We start from the raw sequence: 20,453 nt of genomic DNA on the forward strand, positions 1-20,453 counted from the left end.
GCGTCTTTGCCTGCGATTTGCAGTGTTCTGTCGAGACGGTGTGACAATTTGGTACTCAAAGTCGCTTGGTTTAAACGCTTGTTTAAAACGTATGTTTGGATCATGCTGCGATGAAGTGGCGTTTCGATTTGAAACCGTTCTCCTTTTCTTTGAGTCCACCAGCTTGTCTCGCTCACAACCGGATGCTGACACGACCGATTCACGTGAGACCGTTTCTGGCTCTGTTGAATCAGGCTCCGTCGAATCAGGCCTGCCCGAACCGGCCCAACGTTTGTTGAACGCCGCGGGACCGGTGTTTGCCCAGCGAGGGTTCGATCGCGCCACCGTTCGCGAAATCGCGAACATCGCGGATGTGAATGTGGCTTCGGTGAGCTATTACTTCGGCGACAAAAAGGGCTTGTACACCGCCGTCATTCGATCCATCCGCGAGCGTCGCGAACGAGCGTTTCCTTTGCCGGTTCTGGGGCAGGGCACGGCTCAGCGCGATTTGGAATTGCTGGTTCGAACGTTGCTATCACGGATGTTGGCATCGGACGAAACCGGATGGGAATCAATGTTGATGATGCGTGAGATGCAACATCCCACATCCGCGATCGACGGCTTGGTCCGCGACTATTTCAAACCGCTTTACGACGCGCTTTGTCAAACCATTGGGACGCTGCTTCCGCCTTTGGATGCCAATTCGTCCTGGCAGACTGACGCACTGGTGCCCCAGTTGGCTTTGGGGGTCGTTGGCCAGTGTTTGCACTACCGGATTGGCCGCCCGGTGCTGAATCATTTGATCGCCCCCGAGTTACTTCAAAAGCATTACGGCTCGGATGCGTTGTGTCGCATGATCACGGCGACGACCTTGGCCGCTTGCCAAGACCAAAACGTGATCCAGCAACATCTCCTTCTCGAATCATCGACTTTCCCACCGGCGGAAGACGTCGCTTGTCAATCCAACTGAATCGCTGAACATCATGACCGAAAATACCATGACAGAAGACGAACCTGCTGTTCAGGCACATGGCGTGTCCGATGGGACTCCGCCGGAAATGGAAGGGCCGATCGCTTCTCCTTACAAACACGGCAACGACGTGACGAGTGCTCCTGCTGACAACGACTCGATCAAGTTAGTGCGATCCTCGAATCTGACTTCGTGGTTGCTGTTCAACATCGGAATGCCGATTGCCTTGCTGGCTGGTGCTGGTGGATTGGTCGCCGCGTTGGGCTCGATCCAACCGTCCACGCGTCCTCCCGCGGATCAATCACGAGCCGGACGTTTGCAAGCCTTGCCCGCCGTGGAGGTCGTGCCCATTCAGTCTTTGGCCGACAGCGGCGAGCGGTTGCACTTGAACTCCGATGGCACCGTGGTGCCCTTTCGCGAAGTCATCTTGGCAACGGAAGTCGCCGGGCGAATCATCGAGAAATCCGACCAATGCGAAGCTGGCCAGTACGTGACCGCGGGAACCGTGCTGATGCGGATCGACCCGACGGATTATGAATTGGCGGTGCAACGTTTGGAGCAAAGCCAACAGTCCGAGTACGAGCAAATTCGCGAAGTCGACCAAGAGTTGATCAACTCAAAACGTTTGCTCGAGATCGCTGACGCCGACATCGAACTGCAAAGTCGCGAAGTGAAGCGATTGGAGAAGTTGCCAGAAGACTTCGCCGCTCGGAAGGAACTCGACACGGCTCGGCGAGCGGTGTTGCAAGCCGAGCAACAAAAAGTCACGTATCAAAACCAAATCGATTTGCTGAGAACCCGCCGTTCGCGATTGGAACTGGCCGAGCAGCTGGCCGCGACTCAGCTAAAACAGGCCAAGATTGACCTGCAACGCACCGAGATACGGGCTCCCATCGATGGCGTGGTTGTCAGTGAACAAGCTGAGCTGAATACGTTTGTCGCTCGCGGAAACCCCGTGGTGACGATGGAAGACACGTCCAAAGTCGAAGTCGCGACCTCCTTGCGCATGGACCAGCTTTATTGGGTGCTGAACCAAAAGAAGTTGGAGTCGCCCATCGATGATTTGAATGCACCAGCCAACGGCGCACACCGTGGTTACAAGTTGCCGCCGACCAGTGTTGAGGTGCACTATCAACTGTCCGGACGCGACGATGTTTCTTATGTCTGGGACGGTCAACTGCTGGGCTACGACGGGATTGGCATGGACGAACAAACTCGTACGGTTCCGGTACGCGTTGTCGTGGATCAGCCGCAAGTGTTTGAGGTGCGCCGCAACGATGTGGCGGACGCGGCAGCCGATCCGGCCGTCCAAAACATGGTTGCGGCCGGGCCCACCGCCTTGGTTCGCGGCATGTTCGTGCGATTGCGATTGGAACTGGATCCCGCCGTGCCGTTGGTGATCCTGCCCGCGGAAGCCTTGAAGCCCGGCAATCGTGTTTGGGAATTCATTCCCGACGAAACGGTTCTGGACCAAGCGTCCGAGAAGGTTGCGGCAAAGACCGAAGAGGCTGAGGCTGCGAAACCCGAGGCGGAACCGGCGGCCGAATCCATCGCCAAGGATGGTGAAGAGTCCTCCGAATCAGAGCTTGTGTTCGACGCGAATGCTTGGTCGGCGGGACGCTTGGTGATCCGCCAAGATGTTCGTCCGGTTGATCTGCTGTCAACGTTCGGCGGAACTTCGGATCACTGGATTTGCGAAGTGCCCGATCAATCGATTCACGGTGACAGTTTCGTGGTGGTCTCGCCTTTGGGAAGCATCGAATCGGACACGTTCCCGGTTCGCGCACCGGCCAAAAGCTTGTCGCCTGAATCGGAGTCGGCTGAAGAAACCGCGGCCGCGGAATCCAAGCTGACCAAACGTTGAACGCAACTGGAGTGAGACACGTTGAGATGCGACGTGCTTTCTCAAGTGACCAAAATCCCGCGACACGCGGAAGCGGTCCGTCATCGTTGTCACCGGACCCAATCGCTCATTCAATTCCTTTCCAAACAAAGTTACTTCGATGAAACGTGTGCTCGCTTGGGCCATCGAAAACGCACCTGGCATGAACGTCGTGATGTTGGCGTTGGTGATCGTGGGTGCGGCAGCGTTTGTCGCGATGCGTCGCGAGGTCTTCCCCGAGTTTGAACTCGAAGTGGTGATGGTTTCGGTGCCTTATCCCGGAGCCACACCTCAAGATGCGGAAGAGGCCATTTGTCAAAAGATCGAAGAAGCCATCCGGTCGATCGATGGGATCAAGAAGGTCACGTCCATCGCGATGGAAGGTCGAGGTTATGTGCTGGCGGAACTTCGCAGTGACATCAAAGACGTTCAAAAGGTGATGTCGGAAATCGATCGCGAGGTGGATCGCATCCCGAGTTTCCCTGATCTCGCAGAAGACCCCGAGATCGAACAAATCACCTTTCGCGATACCGCCATTCGGTTGGGGATCATCGGGCCGGATGATCGAACTCGCCGCGGCGAATTGAAATTGCGTGAAGTTGCCGAGTCCGTTCGTGATGATCTGCTGATGCTTCCCAGCGTGACCGTGGCGGAATTGATGGGAACGCGAAACTATCAAATCGACGTGGAGATCCCAGAGGCAACACTGCGTTCCTACGGTCTGACTTTGGAACGCGTGGCCGCCGAGATCCGTGCCCACAACGTTGAACTCCCGGGCGGGCAGTTGAAGTCGTCAGGGCAAGAAATTTTGTTGCGAGCAAAAAACAAAGGCCGCGTCGGTCCGGAAATCGAGCAAATTCCGTTGATCACGCGACCGGACGGAGTCGTGCTGACCGTCGGTGACTTGGGCAATGTCCGCGATGAATTCGAGGACGTAACCGCTATCGCGGAAATCAATGGCGAACCTGCCATGGTGGTGAACGTCCAGCGGACCAAGTCGGAGGACTTGCTGAACCTCGTGGATGACGTTCGCGGTTATGTCGCCAGCGTGGAGCCGCCACCCGGATACCGATATGTCCTCTGGGGAGACACCTCGGTCGATGTGCGAGACCGGATGGCACTGCTTTCACGAAACGGGATCCAAGGGTTGGCGTTGGTCTTTTTGGTGCTGGCGTTGTTCTTGGAAGTGCGTTTGGCTTTCTGGGTCGCTCTCGGGATTCCGATATCGATCATGGGTGCGGGGGCCGCGTTGGCTTGGGGCGATCAAACGCTCAACATGCTTTCGTTGTTTTCGTTTTTGATTGCGCTCGGAATCGTCGTCGATGATGCGATCGTGATTGGGGAAAACATCTACGCACACCGGCAAATGGGCAAATCGCTGCATGATTCGGCGGTCGACGGGGCAACCGAGGTCTTGCCCAGTGTCGCTGCGTCCATCACGACCACGGTCATCGCGTTCGCTCCGATGTTTTTCGTTTCGGGCGTGATGGGGAAATTCATGGCGGTGATCCCGTTCGCCGTGATCGCCATGTTGCTGGTGTCCTTGTGGGAGAGCACGTTTGTGTTGCCGTGCCACTTGGCTCACAGTCATTCAGGGTTCTTCCGTTTGGCGACGATCGTTACCTACCCGTTTCGTCCGTTCATGCTGCTGTTGTTTTGGTGCAACGCACGAGCCAGCATCGCGATGGAATGGTTCGCCGAGAAGATTTATGTTCCGACGCTGCACTTTTGCTTGCGGAACCCGGTTCTGCCCATCGCGGTCGCGTTTGCCTTGTTCATTGGCACCATCGGAATGATTCGTGGCGGTGTGGTGACGACGGTGTTGTTTCCGAAATCCGACAACAACTATCTGCAAGCCTCGGTGGTCTTCCCCAACGGAACGCCATCGACCGCCACGGAAGCCGCGACTCAGCGGATGGAACGCGCTCTGCAAAAAGTGAGTCGCGAGATCGCACTGGAACGAGCCGCCGCAACTCGGGAACCACTGGAGTCCCTTTATCCGCCGCCGGAAGGTGACTATGTGGGCCCCGTCCGATTCGCCTATCGAGAGGTTGGATCGATCACGAACACCGCCGGACCGATGGGTGGGCAAGGATCCAGCGGCAGCAACGCGGGCCAGATCTTTGCAGAACTTCATGGCACCGAAATTCGCGACATTCACAGCGACCAACTGATCGCTCGTTGGCGTCGGGAGGTGGGCGAGATCGCTGGCGTCGAGAAGATCACCTACGGCAGCATCGGTACGGGACCAGCCGGCACGCCGATTGAATTCAAATTGCTGGCGTCGGGGGAACACGTCGATGAATTGCTCGCAGCGACCGAGGTGATGAAAGAAAAGGTGGCGACGTTCGCGGGTGTGTTTGACATCAGCGACGACAACACTCCCGGCAAATGGGAGTTTCAATTCCGAGTCAAAGACAAAGCGCTCGCTACCGGCGTCACGCCGACGGATTTGGGGCAAACCGTTCGCAACACTTACTTCGGCGCGGAAGTCATGCGTCTTCAACGCGGGCGTCACGAAGTGAAGTTGATGGTGCGATATCCGCCAGAGGAACGGACATCACTCGTGAATTTTCGCGAGATCCGAGTGGGAGGTGCCGACGGAATGCAGCGTCCCATCAATGAGTTGGCTGAGATTGAACTGGAGCGGGGGTTTTCCGAGATCAACCGAGTCGACCAACAACGAAGCATCACCATCTCGGCTGACCTGGACGAGACTACTGCCAATGCGGACTTAATCATTGCCGACTTGCAAAAGCAATCGGATGAATTCATGCAGCAGTTCCCGAATGTTTCGATCCGTTGGGAAGGACAACAAGAGCAAAGCCGCGAGTCGGTCGGCAGTCTGATGGTTGGATTCGCCGTCGCCATCTTGTGCATGTTTGTCCTGTTAGTGCTTCAGTTTCGTTCGTACATGCAACCGTTGTTGATCCTGGCGATCATCCCGTTCGGCATGATTGGTGCCGTCTGGGGACACGCATTTTTGAATCTGCCATTGACGTTGTTCAGCATGTTTGGATTGGTGGCATTGGCTGGAGTCGTGGTCAATGACTCGATCGTGCTGATCGATTTCATCAATTCACGCGTGCGTGCTGGTGACGAACCGGTGCAAGCCTTGTTGGAATCGGGCCGGCGTCGTTTCCGACCGATCATGTTGACCAGCATGACAACGATTGCCGGCTTGATCCCGCTGCTGACCGAGAAGTCGTTTCAGGCACAATTGCTGATTCCCATGGCCAGCAGTTTGGCATTCGGATTGATGCTCGCAACAGCATTGGTGTTGTTGTTGATACCGGTGCTTTACATGCTGTACTTGCTGACGCTGCAGTCGCTGAACATCCCCTTCGTCGAAGTCGAGGAGTGAAGCTTGTTCGACAGTTCGCGGTCCGTTTTCCGTAGGTCAGGCCTCGCCTGACGGCCGCGCACCTTCGCCCGCAACCCTGACGCTGTGGTCCTGCCACCTTTCCACTCTTAACCGTAGGCCGGAACAAGCCGCTTCGGCGCGGTTCCGGCGATTGCAATTGTTCGAGCGAGTGACGTCTTGCCGGATGTGCGTCGCAAAGCCTCCTTCATCCGGCCTACGCCTTTCGTCGCGACACATTGCGGGCGACACCGGTGGGCTTGCGCCCAGCCGCTAACATGGTGCACCCGTAGGTCAGGCCTCGCCTGACAACCGCGCACCTTCACGCACAACTTTTTCGCTGTGGCCCTTCCACCTTTCCACTCTTATCCGTAATCCGGAACAAGCCGCTTCGGCGCGGTTCCGGCGGTGCAATCGTTCGAGCGAGCGACGTCTTGCCGGATGTGCGTCGCAGAGCCTCCTTCATCCGGCCTGCGTGTTTCGTTGCGAAACATCGCGGGCGACACATTTCGGGCGACACATTTCGGGCGACACCGGTGGGCTTGCGCCCATCCGCTAACATGGTGATCCCGTAGGTCAGGCCTCGCCTGACAACCGCGCACCTTCGGCCACAACCTTGACGCTGTAACGCTGCCGCTTTTCCACTTCCCACCTACGCGGATGCAGAATCTCACGCATTCAACTTGGTCGCTACCAAAAATGCCGCATGTTGTCTTGGAGCCACGACGTAAAACGTTCACCAAGCAAGAATCCCAGCGTGGTCCCCGAAATGATTCCCAACACGGCTCCGAAGGCAAACGTGATGACACCCCATCCGGGCATCGCCAGCGCACAGCCGAATCCGATCCCCGTGCCCGCAAGCCCACCCAAAAGGGCTCCCGCGATGGCGTTCGAGATTCGATCGTTGGTGTCCGCGGTCACTGCTGATGGCCCCGGATGTGAATGCGTTTTTCAATGCTTTCGATCCGGCCTCGCCAATCCTGTGCCTCCACTCGTAGACTGAAGCTTGGGACGGACGCGTCCATGCAAACCTTGTAAATCAATCCGTTGCCTGGGGCGACACGCACGAGGCCGCGTTCGCCGGGGGACACATAGACCTGGTCGTCTCTCACGCCGCAAGCAAATCCTCCAATGATCGGAGACGCGAAGGGATCCGAGTTGTTTGGAAGCCAAACGGGGGAGCGTCCCGCATTGACGATCGAAACGTCATAGACTTTCGCATGTGTGTAGTACGCGTGGTAACGTTGGAGGTCGACGGGCGCGTGGATCTGGATTTTGGGTTGAAAAGGAATGCAGCATGCAAACACCAACGCAAACAAAGTGGTAAGTGCGAACAAGGTAAGAAGTCGAAACTGTTTTCGCTTTGGCATCGGTGAACCACTAATGAGTGAGCCGATCGGACGGCACCCATCTGCTAGCCGAGACATTCTCCACAGGATGCAGCCAATTGGAGAAGCAAAGCCGCAGCCAAGTGATTTTCTGTCCGTTCAGCTTCAATTGCTCCATTCTTTCAAGCCTCGTCGTCGATCGGAAAATCCAGCGGTTGATTAGCATGGACGTCCTCGCTCGTTCGCTCTGTTGGATCGTGCCGGGATGAAGGTCAAACCCGATCATGATATCGCATTGTTCGATTGCCGTTGAGATTTGGTTGAACTGCGAGGTTCTGAATCAATGTTCGTAGGCCGGAACGAACCGCTTCGGCGCGGTTCCGGCAGTTGCAACGGTTCGAGCGAGTGGTGTCTTGCCGGATGTGCGTCGAAGAGGCTACTTCATCCGGCCTACATGTTTTGTTGCGAAACATTGCGGGCGACACCGGTGGGCTTGCGCCCATCCGCTAACATGGTGCACCTGTCGGTCAGGCCTCGCCTGACGACCGCGCACCTTCGGCCACAACCTTGCCGCTGTGGTCCTGCCACCTTTCCACTCTTATCCGTCGTCCGGAACGAACCGCTTCGGCGCGGTTCCGGCAGTTGCAACGGTTCGAGCGAGTGGTGTCTGGCCGGATGTGCGTCTCAGAGCCTCCTTCATCCGGCCTACGCCATTCGTTACGACACATTTTGGGCGACACCGGTGGGCTTGCGCCCAGCCGCTAACATGGTGCTCCCGTAGGTCAGGTTCCACCTGACGACCGCGCACCTTAACGCACGATCTTTTCGCTGTGGCCCTGCTACCTTTCCGCCTCCATGCGTAGTCCGGAACAAGTCGCTTCATCGCGGTTCCGGCGGTTGCAATCGTTCGAGCGGGCGACGTCCTGCCGGATGTGCGTCGCAGAGGCTCCTTCATCCGGCCTACATGTTTTGTTGCGAAACATCGCGGGCGACACGTTTCGGTCGACACCGGTGGGCTTGCGCCCATCCGCTAACATGGTGCACCCGTAGGTCAGGTCCCACCTGACGACCGCGGTCAGCGCACAAAAAACCACCGGCACGCATGACTCGTGCCGGTGGTTGACGGTCCAGACGTTGGTGACGTTGGAGCTATCGAGCGATGACTTCGACCGTGGTTTCGATCAAGTCGTTTTCTGCTTGCAAAGAAGCGTTGTTGGTGTTCTCCAGAGTGACCCAACCTTCAGCGTCTGGTTTGGCACGGCTGATGGCCGATGCCAAGGCGACGGTTTCGGCTTGGTCCAATTCGATGACTTCGCCACCGTTGTTGACGAACGAGGCGGGGGGCAGCAAGGGAGCACCTTCAGTGCTGGCACAGCATCCCGCATCGCAACCGCCGATTTCGCATCCAACGTCACAACCGGTGTCGCAGCATCCGGTTCCGCAGGAGCCTTTGCCGCCGAACAGTCCACAAGCACGTTTGCGGCAATCAGGGCAGCAGGTGATGGCGGACCAATCGTAGGTGCAGACGGTCTTCTTCTTTTTGTCGGTGACCAGCTTCTTGATCGTGCGGACCTTGCCACACTTTTTCAACGGGCCACATTCCCATGGGAAACGCAATGGCGGGATGCAGATGGTTTCGCATTCCACATCATAGCATTTGACATCAACTTCTTCTTTTTCGACTTCGACAACGCAGCGGCCGGCTTGGCAGAAACAACATGCGGGGCCGAAAGCGCTGGCGGTGCTGGAGAACAATGCCGATGCGGTGAGGGCAACGAGTCCCAGCAGAGCGAAGCGACCGAATGGGATGGATCGGTTCATTTGAAATTCCTTTTTCAGTTCTGTGCGGTTTGGCGTGCGGGGCTGTGATCAGCCCCGCACAGAAACTTGGGGGACGGGTTCGCGGGATCGATCAGAAGTCGATCATGAAGCGAGCACCGTAGACGTTGTAGTTGCCATCGACGGGAGCTCCGCCGCGGTTTCCGACCGTGCTGTTTTCGATCTCACCCGTGATGTAGTTGAACTGCATGCGAGCGTTGGCGTTCCAGTACCAGTTCATGGCCGCCGTGAAAGCCTGAGCTTCACCGCCGTAGAACTGGGCATCGCCACCATCGCTGAAGTCAGCCACGGAGTAGCGTGCTGCCAATTGCCATGCACCCCAACCGCCCGAGCGGCATCCGTTGCAACGATCCACCAACCAGAAGTTCTCGAATGGAACCGGGCGGCCGAGCGTTCCCGAGCCACGATCCCAAGGCATGTGTTCGCCGGTTAGGAAGTAACTGGCGTAGACGTAACCACCGTCCAAACGCAAGTCTTCGAATCCGTCACGCTCGATCCAGTTGCTTTGGTATTCACCAACGATCTGCAACGCACCGAGGTTCACGACGCCTTCCAATCCGAGCAAGTTGTAGTAGTCGGTGCCGTCGATCTGTCCCGTGTCCAACCAACGGGTGCCGCTGGTGCGAGCTTCCGGACGAGTGCGGAAACGCGATTCAGCGTTGTCTTCGGTGCTGACGTCAGCGTGTGTACCGGAGATGGCCCAGTGAGCGTATCCACGACCGTTGCTGGTTTCGTCGTACCAGATCGTGTTGGCCAAACGCCCCGCGAGTTGCAATTGCAAGTGATCGCCGGTGTAGTTGCCTTCGTCTTGAACGTTGCGTTGGTTGTAGACACCGTAACGCCAGTTCCAAGCTTCGTTCTCAGAAACGCCGTACGAGGCCACACCCAAACGACGAGCGTCTTCGTTGAACGCTTCGATCACGAACGGACGTTCGATGAACACGTTGTAACGTGAGCTGTTCAGGTGGTCCAAGCCGTATGGACGCTTTTGGTTACCCACCAAGACTTTTTGCAGGAATGGCAGATCGCTCCATCCCAAGTAGGCATCACGGAATTCGGAATTGTTGCCGTTGGCAAATTCCATTTCGATCTTGTAGACCATGTTGTCTTTGACTTTGCCCGACACGCCGAAACGCAAACGTCGGAAGCCAAGGCGGTTCAGTTCGTCGTCTGGACCAGCGCTGAACTGATTCATGGCTGGATCGTCGTCGGTGTCAAATCCCCAGGCATCCACGTGCACACGACCACTGATCTTCATGGTCGATTTGCTGGACCCGCTGACGACCAACGATTTGTTGCTCGCTTTGGCATCGACCTCGTCGAGGGCTTCTTCCAAGCCTTCGAATCCTTCGTCCAGCGAATCCAAACGCTCGGCAAAGGCGTTGAGTTTGTCTTCGAACGTGTCGTCGTCGAGTTCCTCGGATTCTTCCAAGTCGGCGTCGACAACGCCGGGTTCAGGACCGGGGTTCAGTCCATCTTCGTCTTGAGCGACAGGCCGTACTGGTGCGGCACTGTATTCGCTTGACAGCATGCTGTTGAAGCCGCCCGCGGGTTGCGGATCGACCAAGACGGATTCGTTTCCATTGCTGGGCGCTGGTGACCACCAGTCTTGAGCGTTGGCCGCTGTCACGCCACTGGTTGCCAAGCAAACCAACGCCGCGAGGGTTCGTCTGGCAGCGCTCACGCGACGCCGCATGGATGAGGATTCCATCGATTTGAGACTCCGTTAATAAACTCTTAGCACCAACCAATCCCTAGGTTGGCGTCGCCTTACGGAGTCTGTATCGAACGTCTCTTTAACGCGGTGCTGCCGATGATTGACAGCGCCGCGAGTCTTAACATTTCTTAATAATTGTTACTGAATCAACTGGATCAATCGGCACAACCGGATTCGAAAGATCGAGAACATTCCGAACAACCGACACGACCGGAACTCGGTCAGTTGCCCATCGTCGAAAGTGTGCAATAGTACGCCCCAACTTCGCCGGTGGGGATTTGAAAGACCGGCGAAAGCTCGTGTGAGCCTTCGGTGAGCTCGATTTGCATGGTCACAACGGAGTCACCCGGTTCGACCTTGGTGGAAGCAACCGCTCGCCCGTCCACTCGAATTTCTGCGGCCTGAACCGAGATCGCTCGACCCGGTGTCGTTCGGTAGGCCCTGGAGGATCCAGGCACATCTTTTCCTGGCTCAAGAGCGGCACCGATGGCCGTACCGGACTCTTCTGGCCAACGTCGCAACTCAACTTGGTAAGTCCCCGATCGGTGGACTTGGATCGCCCAGTGGCCGTTGTGTTTGAGCTTCTTTTTGCTGGCCTTTTTCGGGAACACAGCCGCTGCGGCTCGAATGGCTGCTTGGTTCCATGGCGGTGCTTGACCGATCCAATCATGAGCCGTGAACGTGACCTCGGGGTGATCGGGATGTCCGACGATCATTTCGGTTGTTTGCGAGAACGTCGGTTCCAGTTCGGCCCACCACGCTTCGTAGAATTCTCGCATCGAGGCGACTTGTTCGGGATGTTCTTTCGCAATGTTGTTCGACTGACCGGGATCATCCGCGATGTTGTACAGCTCTTTCCCGTTGATCAAACGCCACTTGTTCTGCATGACGGATGACTGACGCCATTTGATGGGATCGATGACGCGTTGCGAATCCGTGATCAGCATACGTTTTTCGAATGAGTCGGCGGGTTGGTCTTTCAACAGCGAGACGATCGAGGTTCCGTCAAATTTGACCGTTTCGGGAGCCGGCACATCGCAGAGTTCGATCAGAGTTGGCACTACGTCCACCGCATGGCACAGCGTGTCATTGGTTCGGGCGGTTGCGAATCCACCGCGAGGGTAATGGAACACGAAGGGCACGCGGTGTCCGCCCTCGTAGGGGCTGCCTTTCTTGCCACGCATTTCCGCGTTGAAGATGTTCGCACCGCCAGCCGTCCCGTTGTCGGTGGTGAAAATGAAAATGGTGTTCTCGTAGATGCCGAGTTCCTTCAGCAACGCTCGTGTCTTTCCGACGTTGTCGTCGATGTTCGTGATCATGCCAAAGAAGGTGGCCACGTTGTCTTTCATGTCCGGGTACATGTCGATGTACTTCTGCGGAGCATGCAGTGGACCGTGCGGAGCGTTGGTGGCGATGTAGGCGAGGAAAGGTTGGTCCGCCTTGGCACAACGCGTGATGAATTCGTTGCCTTTTTCAAAGAAGACATCCGTGCAGAAACCATTGGCACGCACCGGTTTCCCGTTGTGGAAGTAGCTTCCGTCAAAGTAAGCGTTGTCCCAGAAGTCAGGCGTTTGACCGACGCCACCCCCGCCATGTCGATAGACCTCGGTGAAGCCATTGTCTTCCGCGCGGTAGGGATAGTTGTCGCCCAGGTGCCATTTGCCGAACATCCCCGTTTCGTAACCCGCGTCACGGAAGATCTCACCGAACGTGATTTCGTTGTCGCGAAGCATGGAACGGCCGCTGATGGTGTGCCAAACTCCGGTGCGATTGGTCCAGTGACCGGTCACAAAAGCGGAACGCGTTGGAGAGCAGGTCGGCGCAACATGGTAATCCGACAAAGAAGTCGACTCGGCGGCCAATGCGTCAATGTGCGGAGTCTTGACGACCGGATTCCCGGTGAATCCCACGTCACCGTAACCTTGGTCATCCGTGATCACGATCACCACGTTGGGATGATCCGCGGCGGAAAGACCGGTCGCAGAAAATGGACTTTGGTTCAGTCCGACGGAGGCAAACAACGTCAAGCAAATCAACCAACGCAACATGGCACGACTCAAACGGTGGGAAAGGAAAGGCGGGTAGCGAGACGCTCCAACGAGCAGTGAAGGCGGGCTCGAAAGCCGACGCCTGAGAAGCCAAATTCTAATCCGGTGGTGCGGACCCGATGCTGTGCGAGATGGTCCGAGTCCGGTTTCCACGCCGAATCATGATGATTCGGCTTGATCATCCAGTCCGCGTTCACTCACGTGACGCAAACGGTTGGTGGTGAAGGTTGAAAGCGACGCCTACTCGGCCATTTTCGCTTTCGAATACTCGTTTGAAATGCGAATGGCTTTCGCTCGATCCGCTTCGCTGTAATCCCAAAACTCCTGCACCACGGCTTCGGTTTTGGGGTAGTGCGAACCATCATCGCCAACACGGTCACGCAGTTGTGCCAAGCGGTGTTTCAGGTCCTGGACGACTTCCGCGTATTCGGGATTGTCGTATTGGTTGACGATTTCGGTTGGATCGTTGACCAAGTCATACAGCTCCCAAGCCGGTGGCGTTTGGTTTTCGCCCTTGTAGTCCGTGCCGTAGTAATAGATCAACTTGTGAGTCTTCGTGCGGATCCCAAGATGGCCGGGGTTGTCATGGTGTGCCATGTGCATCCAGTAGCGGTAATACGCTTCCTGTTTCCAGCCTTCGGGTTCCTGTCCGGTTTCGCAGATTTGGCGGAAGCTTTTGCCCTGCATGTATTCGGGCGTGTCGACGCCGGCGAACGCCAACATGGTCGGTCCGTAGTCCACGTTCTCGACGATGGCGTTCGAGCGTGAGCCGGCAGGAATGGACTTGGGGTAGCGAACCAAGAACGGCATGCGTTGGGATTCGTCGTACATCCAACGTTTGTCCATGTAGTCATGTTCGCCCAGCATGAATCCTTGGTCACCCGTGTAGATGATGACCGTGTTGTCCATTTGGCCGGTTTCCTCCAGCTTGGCAAACAATCGAGCCAAGTTGTCGTCGACGCCTTTCACGCATCGCAGGTAGTGCTTCAGGTAGATGTTGTAGGCTTTGCGTTTGGCTTCGTCGTCGCTGAGCCACGAGTCGACCCCGTAGTGTTTGGCGTAGTTGCGACGAGGGTTCCGCCGACCGATGGACGTTCCGATGTAGGGCGTCATTTCGTCACTCGCGCCGCGAGTCGCCAGGGAGCCAAACTTGGGTTGGTTCCACAAGTTCAATGGTTCGGGGATCGCGACGTCTTCCAGGTAATCTTCGTAACGCGGTGCGTATTCAAAGAAATCGTGGGGGGCTTTGTAGTGGTGCATCAGGAAGAACGGCTTGCTCTCGTCGCGTTCTTCATCGAACCACTGCAACGTGATGTCGGTGATGGCATCGGTGCTGTGCATGCCTTCCTTGACGATCGTATTTTTCGGCCATGGCTTGTCGCCTTGCACTCGAAATACCGGATCGAAGTATTTGCCTTGTCCCGGTAGAACGCAGTAGTAATCGAAGGCGGCCGGTTCGGCTTTCAAGTGCCACTTTCCGATCATCGCCGTTTGGTACCCAGCCTTCTTCATCTCGATGGCGAGGTGCTGGTTCTCCGGATCGATGCGTCCGTTCAGATCGAACACGCCGTTATTGTGGTTGTATTTCCCCGTCATGATGCAGGCACGACTGGGGGTGCAGATCGAGTTGGTCACGAACGCGTTTTCGAACAGCATGCCTTCCTTGGCCAAGCGGTCCAAATTGGGCGTAGGGTTCAAATAGGCCAAGCGGCTCCCGTAAGCACCCACGGCTTGCGTGGTGTGGTCGTCCGACATGATGAACAAGATGTTTGGACGGCCAGCGGCGGATGCCGTTGCTGGGGAAACCCATGGTGCGATGGTGAGAGCAAGCAACCACAGAACGTGTTGCGGCCCAATCGATTGGCGTGACATCATCAGTGCATCTCAAGGTGGGGAGGGATGGCGGGGAATGTTTTTCTTGATAAGCGTCAACCAATCCTTTGGTATCAGGCCTGCTGTTTGTCATCCGCCCGCGAAATTTGGGTTGGCTTTCGCGGGCGTGAATTGGAGTCTTGCGAACGGTCGTCGCGGATTTCGGTGCTGATCAAGCCGTCAAGCGTTTGAAGGCTTCGATGGTGTTGCGAGCCGCGGTGTCGGAATCAGGCAACGCAAACGCTTCCGCACACAGGTAGCCGTCGTAGCCGATGTCTTTCAAAGCCGCGATGATTGGGGCGTGGTCCATGTGACCCATTCCGGCGGCTTGGCGGTTCGAGTCCACAAAGTGAATGTGCCCGACGTAGCCTTTGCCTTCACGAATGGCGGCGGCGAGGTCGGCTTCCTCGATGTTCATGTGGAACAAATCGGCCAACAGTTTGATGTTGTCGTTGTCCAGCGTCTTGCAGAACTCAACGCCTTCGGCAACGGTGCGAAGCAGGTTGGTTTCGTAGCGGTTCAGTGGTTCGTAGAACAACGGCACGTTGTGTTGAGCGGCGTACGGGCCGAGTTCGTTGAGTGCTTCACGGAGATAGGCGAGGGCCTGGTCTCGCGAGACATCGCCGCCCCATTTACCCTGCATCGATCCGATGATCGCGGGGGCGTTGTAGACGCCGCCGAAGTCGATCATTTGTTTGACAAAATCGCGAGCCTTCGCGCGATGATCGGCATCGGGATTGGTCAGGCTCAAACCGTGTTTGACCATGCCCGCGCCGGTACCGACCGCCGCGACGACCAAGTTGTGTTTTTCCAGCAATCCCTTGAGTTCGGCTTCGTCGACCGCATCGGGACCGGGGGCGAAGATTTCGATGGCGTCAAAGGCGAGTGCGGACGCCTTTTCGCAAGCGTCTTGCATGCCGTCCCAATAAACGAACGGACCGCCGCGGGCTTCTTCGACCAAGCTGACTGTGATGGCTGATTTGAATGACATAGAAATTCGGGAGGGGAGACCGAGTGAGGAAGAAAAAAGGGTGATTCACAGAAGCGATCCGCTCGGCCAATGATCCAATGTCGCGACTGGGGAGGTCATCAACATGGAAAGATCGCAATGTTGCGATCGGATGGCTGCGGAGCGGTGACTTTCACCCACTGATTGATTGAATGGGGCTGGATTGAATCGAACCGGCGATCCGTGCGTGTGCTTTGCAAGAGCGGACGAAGGCGTCGCCAGACAGCGGTCGAGGACCGACGCCGGGCTCAGGCGTTGACGGGTTCGTCGTTGTTTTCAGGTCGGCCTTCGATGTAGAACCAATTGTGGATTGGTTTCAGGATCTCTTGGACCTCGGCGACCAACGTTTCATCCATGGGTTCTTGTGCCCATTCGACCCACTGAGCCACGCGTTTGGGGTTGGCGGAACCAGGGATGCAGGTCGCGAATTCTTCGTTGGCGATGCTGAATTGCAACGCAAGTTTCGCGATGTCACTGCCGCGATCCGCACAGTGTTTCGCGGCGGCCGCGGCGACCTCGCGGACTTGCGGGGTCGCTTTGTGCCACGGCGGCAGCTCGGCGTTGGTCAACAATCGAGCCGAGAACGGCGCGCCGTTCATCAGGCCGACGCCTTTCTCTTTCGCGATCGGCACCAAGTCGAGTGCCATGTCGTTTTGCAACGTGTAGTGGTTGTAGGTCAGCAAGCAATCGATGTCCGCACGTTCCATCACGTACTTGAACATCTTCATGGGGTAACCGCTGACGCCGACGTATCGGACTTTGCCTTTTTCGATTTCTTTGCGAATCGCGGGAATGGTTTCCTCGACGATCTGTGACATCTCGACAAATTCCAAATCATGACAGAGCACGATGTCGAGGTGATCGACCTTCATACGCTCCAGCGAAGTGTCGATGCTCTCCACCACACGCTTGGCACTGAAGTCGAAGTGTTGTCCGGTGTAACGTCCAAGCTTTGTGCCCAGGTAATACTGGTCGCGTGGGTAATCGGGCAGCACACGGCCAAGCATCATTTCACTCATGCCGCGACCGTAGAACGCGGCGGTGTCGATGAAGTTCATGCCGCTATCAAGTGCCACGCGAACGGCTTCCAGGCTTTCGCCCAAATCAACGCTGCGGAATTCCTGACCGATCGAAGACGCTCCAAAGGAGAGCGTCGTGAGTTCCATATCCGTTTGGCCTAAACGTCGACGAGGCAGCATTTTGGCAATTCTTGGGGTGATGAGTTGGGGGGGCATTTCACACGAGAAGCTGCTGCGAGTGTAACCGCCTCCTGCCGTGGATGCCAACGTGCCCGTCGCCGCGAAAACTGCGTTAAACGCTATAGACTACTGGCTGGTTGAAAGCATCCGAGCAGGCGTCTCATCTCACCATTGTTGATCGAGGTGTACGGCCGAAAACGAAGAAAGGCCGGAGGTCGACACACGCTCGATACGTGTGCCCACCTCCGGCCTTTGATGCGACGGCAAAGTGATGTGTCGTCGCTTCCGTTTTGCATCGGTTCAGTGGCTGACAATCAGCTCAAGAAAGCAGCTCGCGAAAGATAATTCACGCGAGAACCATTCATCGCAAGCTGGAGCCAAATGCGGTTTTCAACTTGCCGAGATACTGATCCGCACCGTTGATCTCGTTGAGGATCTTGCGGCTGAGTTCTTCCACCGACTTGTCCGCTCTTGCCAGCAGCGATTGAGCCTGATTCTGTTGAGCCAGCATCCACTCGTTCAGTTCCAACATCTGCTCGCGATGAGCTTCGTTGACCTGGGCAGCCACCTTGGCTTTGGACGCTTCCATCTGGCTCGCGATGGCCGTTCGTGCGGCGTTGTTGAACACGTCGCCCAGGTTGGTGTTCAGCTTCAAGTCGATGTCTTTCCAAGTTCCTTCGAACTCGGCGTCGATCTCGACTTGATCCACGTTGGCCAGCGATTGGTTCATTTGGATTGCGGCAGCGGACGCACCCGCGTCGCCTTTGACGTCGACACGCATGTTGACGCCTGACTGCTTGCTCACCAAGCGACCTTCGAGGTGTTCACCACGACTGGCCAATTGCACCCACACTTCGCGAACGCCGCCGGCGATGGCGATGCCAACGTCTTTGCCGCGGCCCAAACGGATCGGATCCGCGTTCATTTCTGGCCAGTGCAATGTCAGGCGATCCAGTTGATCGCCTTGGCGACGATCGCGAACGTAGTCGACGTCGACGGTTTCAGGACCTTCCAAACGCAAGCGTGCTCGCGTGGGATCGGCCAACAGTTCCGGAGTCGGTGTCATGTTTTCAACGACGCCCGACAGCGTGAAAACTTTGCCATCCGCTCGCATGGTACCGCTGACGTCACAGTGGCGAACCATCAACTCGGGACGGCGGTTGCCACCCAAGAAGTCATAGTCTTCGCCGCGAACACGCTCCGTGTCCGGGGCCACCACGGTGTAGTTGGCGAGGGTTCGCCCGTTTTCCAGATAGTCACGCAGTTGGTTCAGCGAACGGCGAATTTCGGCGCTGACCAAGTCGACGCCAAAGTTTTTCGATTCGCTGAGGTCGCCAGGGACAAATGCGTCGACCTTGTCCAAGTCTTTTTGTTTGGCTTGTTCCAAACGAGCCAAGTCGTTTCGCATTTCTTCGGGCATGGCGTTCATCGATTGACGCAACTGAATCAATTGCTCGCGAACCTTTTCGGCTTCCGCCAAGGTGCGTTGCAACTCGGGCCAATCTCGAAGCGGATTGTCGATGCCACTGGCGGCTTCGCGAATGGTTTCGACGCGTTGTTCAAGCGTTTTTGTTTCGCGGACCAAACGTTCGTATTCGTTTTTCCAACGTTCGCGAATTTGTTTGCCGGTGCGGACTGTTTCCAGGTCCTTGCCCAACGCTTCGGCGCGATCCGACAATCCGTCGGTTGCTGACGAAAGCAATTGCTCGATCATGGATGGACCGGACGATTCGATTTCGTCTTCGATCGTTTGATCCAAGTGACCGCTGCTGTCACGCGTGGTTCCGATCTGCAAACCGGCGATGCTGCCTTGGTCGATGACCCAGCGACGTCGTAGCAAAGCGTCCCCGTCGATCACAAAGTTGATCGAGTCCGCTTGGAAAGCGTTTCGAAATTCTTTGTCATCGCGAGGGTCGGCGACCCGCACGTCATCGAATTGGATTTGAGGCGGGAACAGTGCGACTCGCGTGGCACCGATTTCCGCTTTCGCTCCGGTCGATGCTTCCAAGCCACGAACGGTGATGTAGCTTGCCATCGGGCCGAGGCCCCAAAACAGCAGCATCAAAATGGTCGCGACAACGATCAACCGTGTCAGTAAGAATCTCCAACGAATCATGCTGCATCCTTGTCTTGCGAATCGCGCAATTGACGAAGCAAATAACTGAGCGCTTCATCGATCTTTTGTTGGTCGTTTTGTTCCGCCGCGTTGACGGAGGCCGAAGCCTTGGTCTGAACTCGGGGGCTGCTGAGGGTGGCGGTGGTTGTTGCCAGGTCCGCACGCTCGTCGATCATTTCAATCCGAGTGGTCTTGGTCTCAGACGACGAGTCAAATGCGGGTGGCGTTGGTTGGTTGGGTTCGATCGTGGCCGCGATCGGTTCCGCCTCATCGACTCGGCGAAAGTCAAAAACTCGTCCGGATGTGGCCGATGCGGTGGGCTCGAGCTCGGGGCGGAAGTGAGGCTTGGAGGGCGATTCGTGAGGTCCGTCGACCACCAATGTTTCTTCATCGCGTTGTCGTTGTTTTCGCTTGGGAGCGACGGCGACTTCTTCCAAGTCCTGGTCTTCGCTCCAGTTGCCCGAGATCGCTCGGCAAAGTGGATACGACAGCGCGAAAGCGGGCAGCAACGCGGCCAAGCCGATCAGGAAACTTCCCATCACGACGGTGTTGTTCAGGTCGGTCCAAGGAACCAACGGGTAGTCCCACGCTCGCGACATGAACTCGCTGACGCCTTTTTGGGCGAACACCCACTGCGCCAATTGGTCCGAGATGGGATCCAGCTTGGGGGCGATCATGGTCACGCCGATCGCGGTCAACGCGGCCATCGCGTGGTTGATTCGCAGCACGAGCACACCCAAGACCAACGCGACGGCGAGCAAATTGCCGTGCGGAATCAAGCCGATGAGCAGGCCCAACGAAAATCCCCAAGCGAGTTGGGACGGGTAGCGTCTTCCCGCGATGGCTCGGCGGAGTGTGCTGAGCAGTTTGATCGTGAATAGAATCATGCACCCGCCTCAAGCGGCTTTGATGGATGTAACAACTGGAGTCATCGTCTGTATCGGCAGGGCCGGAACAGATATTTAGTACAACCGTCAAAATCGACGCTGCCAGACCAATCCGTCGTTGTCGTCTTAGCGAGGAGATGAAAAATCGTGGCACCTGGGGCGTGGTGACAAAGAAACGTTGTCGACGGATCCACGCAAAGTCGGCAAGCATGCGGGCAATCGAGATTTATTCGTCGCTCCGTTGAC

General features: G+C 56.6%; 13 protein-coding genes. 3 read left to right on the forward strand and 10 right to left on the reverse strand.

The features are described from left to right. Positions 1–163 precede the first annotated feature (163 nt). The 3 genes from LOC70_RS06150 to LOC70_RS06160 all read left to right on the forward strand — a co-directional run bounded on the left by LOC70_RS06150 (position 164) and on the right by LOC70_RS06160 (position 6,195). Complete coding sequence (locus LOC70_RS06150; RefSeq protein ID WP_230252553.1) at positions 164–949, forward strand: DUF1956 domain-containing protein; 786 nt, start codon at positions 164–166, stop codon at positions 947–949. 28 nt (positions 950–977) lie between these two features. After that, on the forward strand, positions 978–2,813 hold the full coding sequence (locus tag LOC70_RS06155; RefSeq protein ID WP_230252610.1) for an HlyD family secretion protein: 1,836 nt from the start codon (positions 978–980) through the stop codon (positions 2,811–2,813). A 139-nt stretch (positions 2,814–2,952) separates the two neighbouring features. Continuing rightward, on the forward strand, positions 2,953–6,195 hold the full coding sequence (locus tag LOC70_RS06160) for an efflux RND transporter permease subunit (protein ID WP_230252554.1): 3,243 nt from the start codon (positions 2,953–2,955) through the stop codon (positions 6,193–6,195). A gap of 687 nt (positions 6,196–6,882) precedes the next feature. Here the strand turns inward: LOC70_RS06160 and LOC70_RS06165 are convergent. From LOC70_RS06165 to LOC70_RS06210, 10 genes are all read right to left on the reverse strand, one after another. Beyond that, on the reverse strand, positions 6,883–7,113 hold the full coding sequence (locus LOC70_RS06165; RefSeq protein WP_230252555.1) for a hypothetical protein: 231 nt from the start codon (positions 7,111–7,113) through the stop codon (positions 6,883–6,885). Continuing rightward, positions 7,110–7,562 (reverse strand): hypothetical protein, encoded by a 453-nt coding sequence (locus LOC70_RS06170; RefSeq protein ID WP_230252557.1) that lies wholly within the window; start codon positions 7,560–7,562, stop codon positions 7,110–7,112. Before LOC70_RS06170 ends, LOC70_RS06165 begins: the two co-directional genes overlap by 4 nt. Before the next feature lie 1,107 nt (positions 7,563–8,669). Beyond that, positions 8,670–9,341 (reverse strand): hypothetical protein, encoded by a 672-nt coding sequence (locus LOC70_RS06175; RefSeq protein WP_230252559.1) that lies wholly within the window; start codon positions 9,339–9,341, stop codon positions 8,670–8,672. 91 nt (positions 9,342–9,432) lie between these two features. Further along, positions 9,433–11,070, reverse strand: a complete 1,638-nt coding sequence (locus LOC70_RS06180; protein WP_230252561.1) for an OprO/OprP family phosphate-selective porin — start codon at positions 11,068–11,070, stop codon at positions 9,433–9,435. Between the two features lie 227 nt (positions 11,071–11,297). Beyond that, entirely contained in the window at positions 11,298–13,124 is a 1,827-nt protein-coding gene (locus LOC70_RS06185; RefSeq protein WP_230252563.1) for an arylsulfatase, read from the reverse strand. A 240-nt stretch (positions 13,125–13,364) separates the two neighbouring features. Then, positions 13,365–14,996 carry a sulfatase family protein gene (locus LOC70_RS06190; RefSeq protein ID WP_230252611.1) on the reverse strand — a complete coding sequence of 544 codons (1,632 nt, stop codon included), beginning with the start codon at positions 14,994–14,996 and terminating at the stop codon, positions 13,365–13,367. 172 nt (positions 14,997–15,168) lie between these two features. Next, positions 15,169–15,987 (reverse strand): sugar phosphate isomerase/epimerase family protein, encoded by an 819-nt coding sequence (locus LOC70_RS06195; protein ID WP_230252564.1) that lies wholly within the window; start codon positions 15,985–15,987, stop codon positions 15,169–15,171. Positions 15,988–16,253: 266 nt separating this feature from the next. After that, complete coding sequence (locus LOC70_RS06200; protein ID WP_230252565.1) at positions 16,254–17,204, reverse strand: aldo/keto reductase; 951 nt, start codon at positions 17,202–17,204, stop codon at positions 16,254–16,256. Between the two features lie 361 nt (positions 17,205–17,565). Then, a complete protein-coding gene (locus LOC70_RS06205) occupies positions 17,566–19,320 on the reverse strand; it encodes a TIGR03545 family protein (protein ID WP_230252566.1) in 1,755 nt (584 codons plus the stop codon). Next, the gene (locus LOC70_RS06210) at positions 19,317–20,207 is read right to left on the reverse strand and encodes a TIGR03546 family protein (protein WP_230252567.1); all 891 of its coding nucleotides are present in this window, start codon (positions 20,205–20,207) and stop codon (positions 19,317–19,319) included. The genes LOC70_RS06205 and LOC70_RS06210 overlap by 4 nt, the downstream gene beginning before the upstream one ends. Between the last annotated feature and the right edge of the window lie 246 nt (positions 20,208–20,453).

It is taken from the genome of Rhodopirellula halodulae, from assembly GCF_020966775.1.
Lineage (GTDB): Bacteria > Planctomycetota > Planctomycetia > Pirellulales > Pirellulaceae > Rhodopirellula > Rhodopirellula halodulae.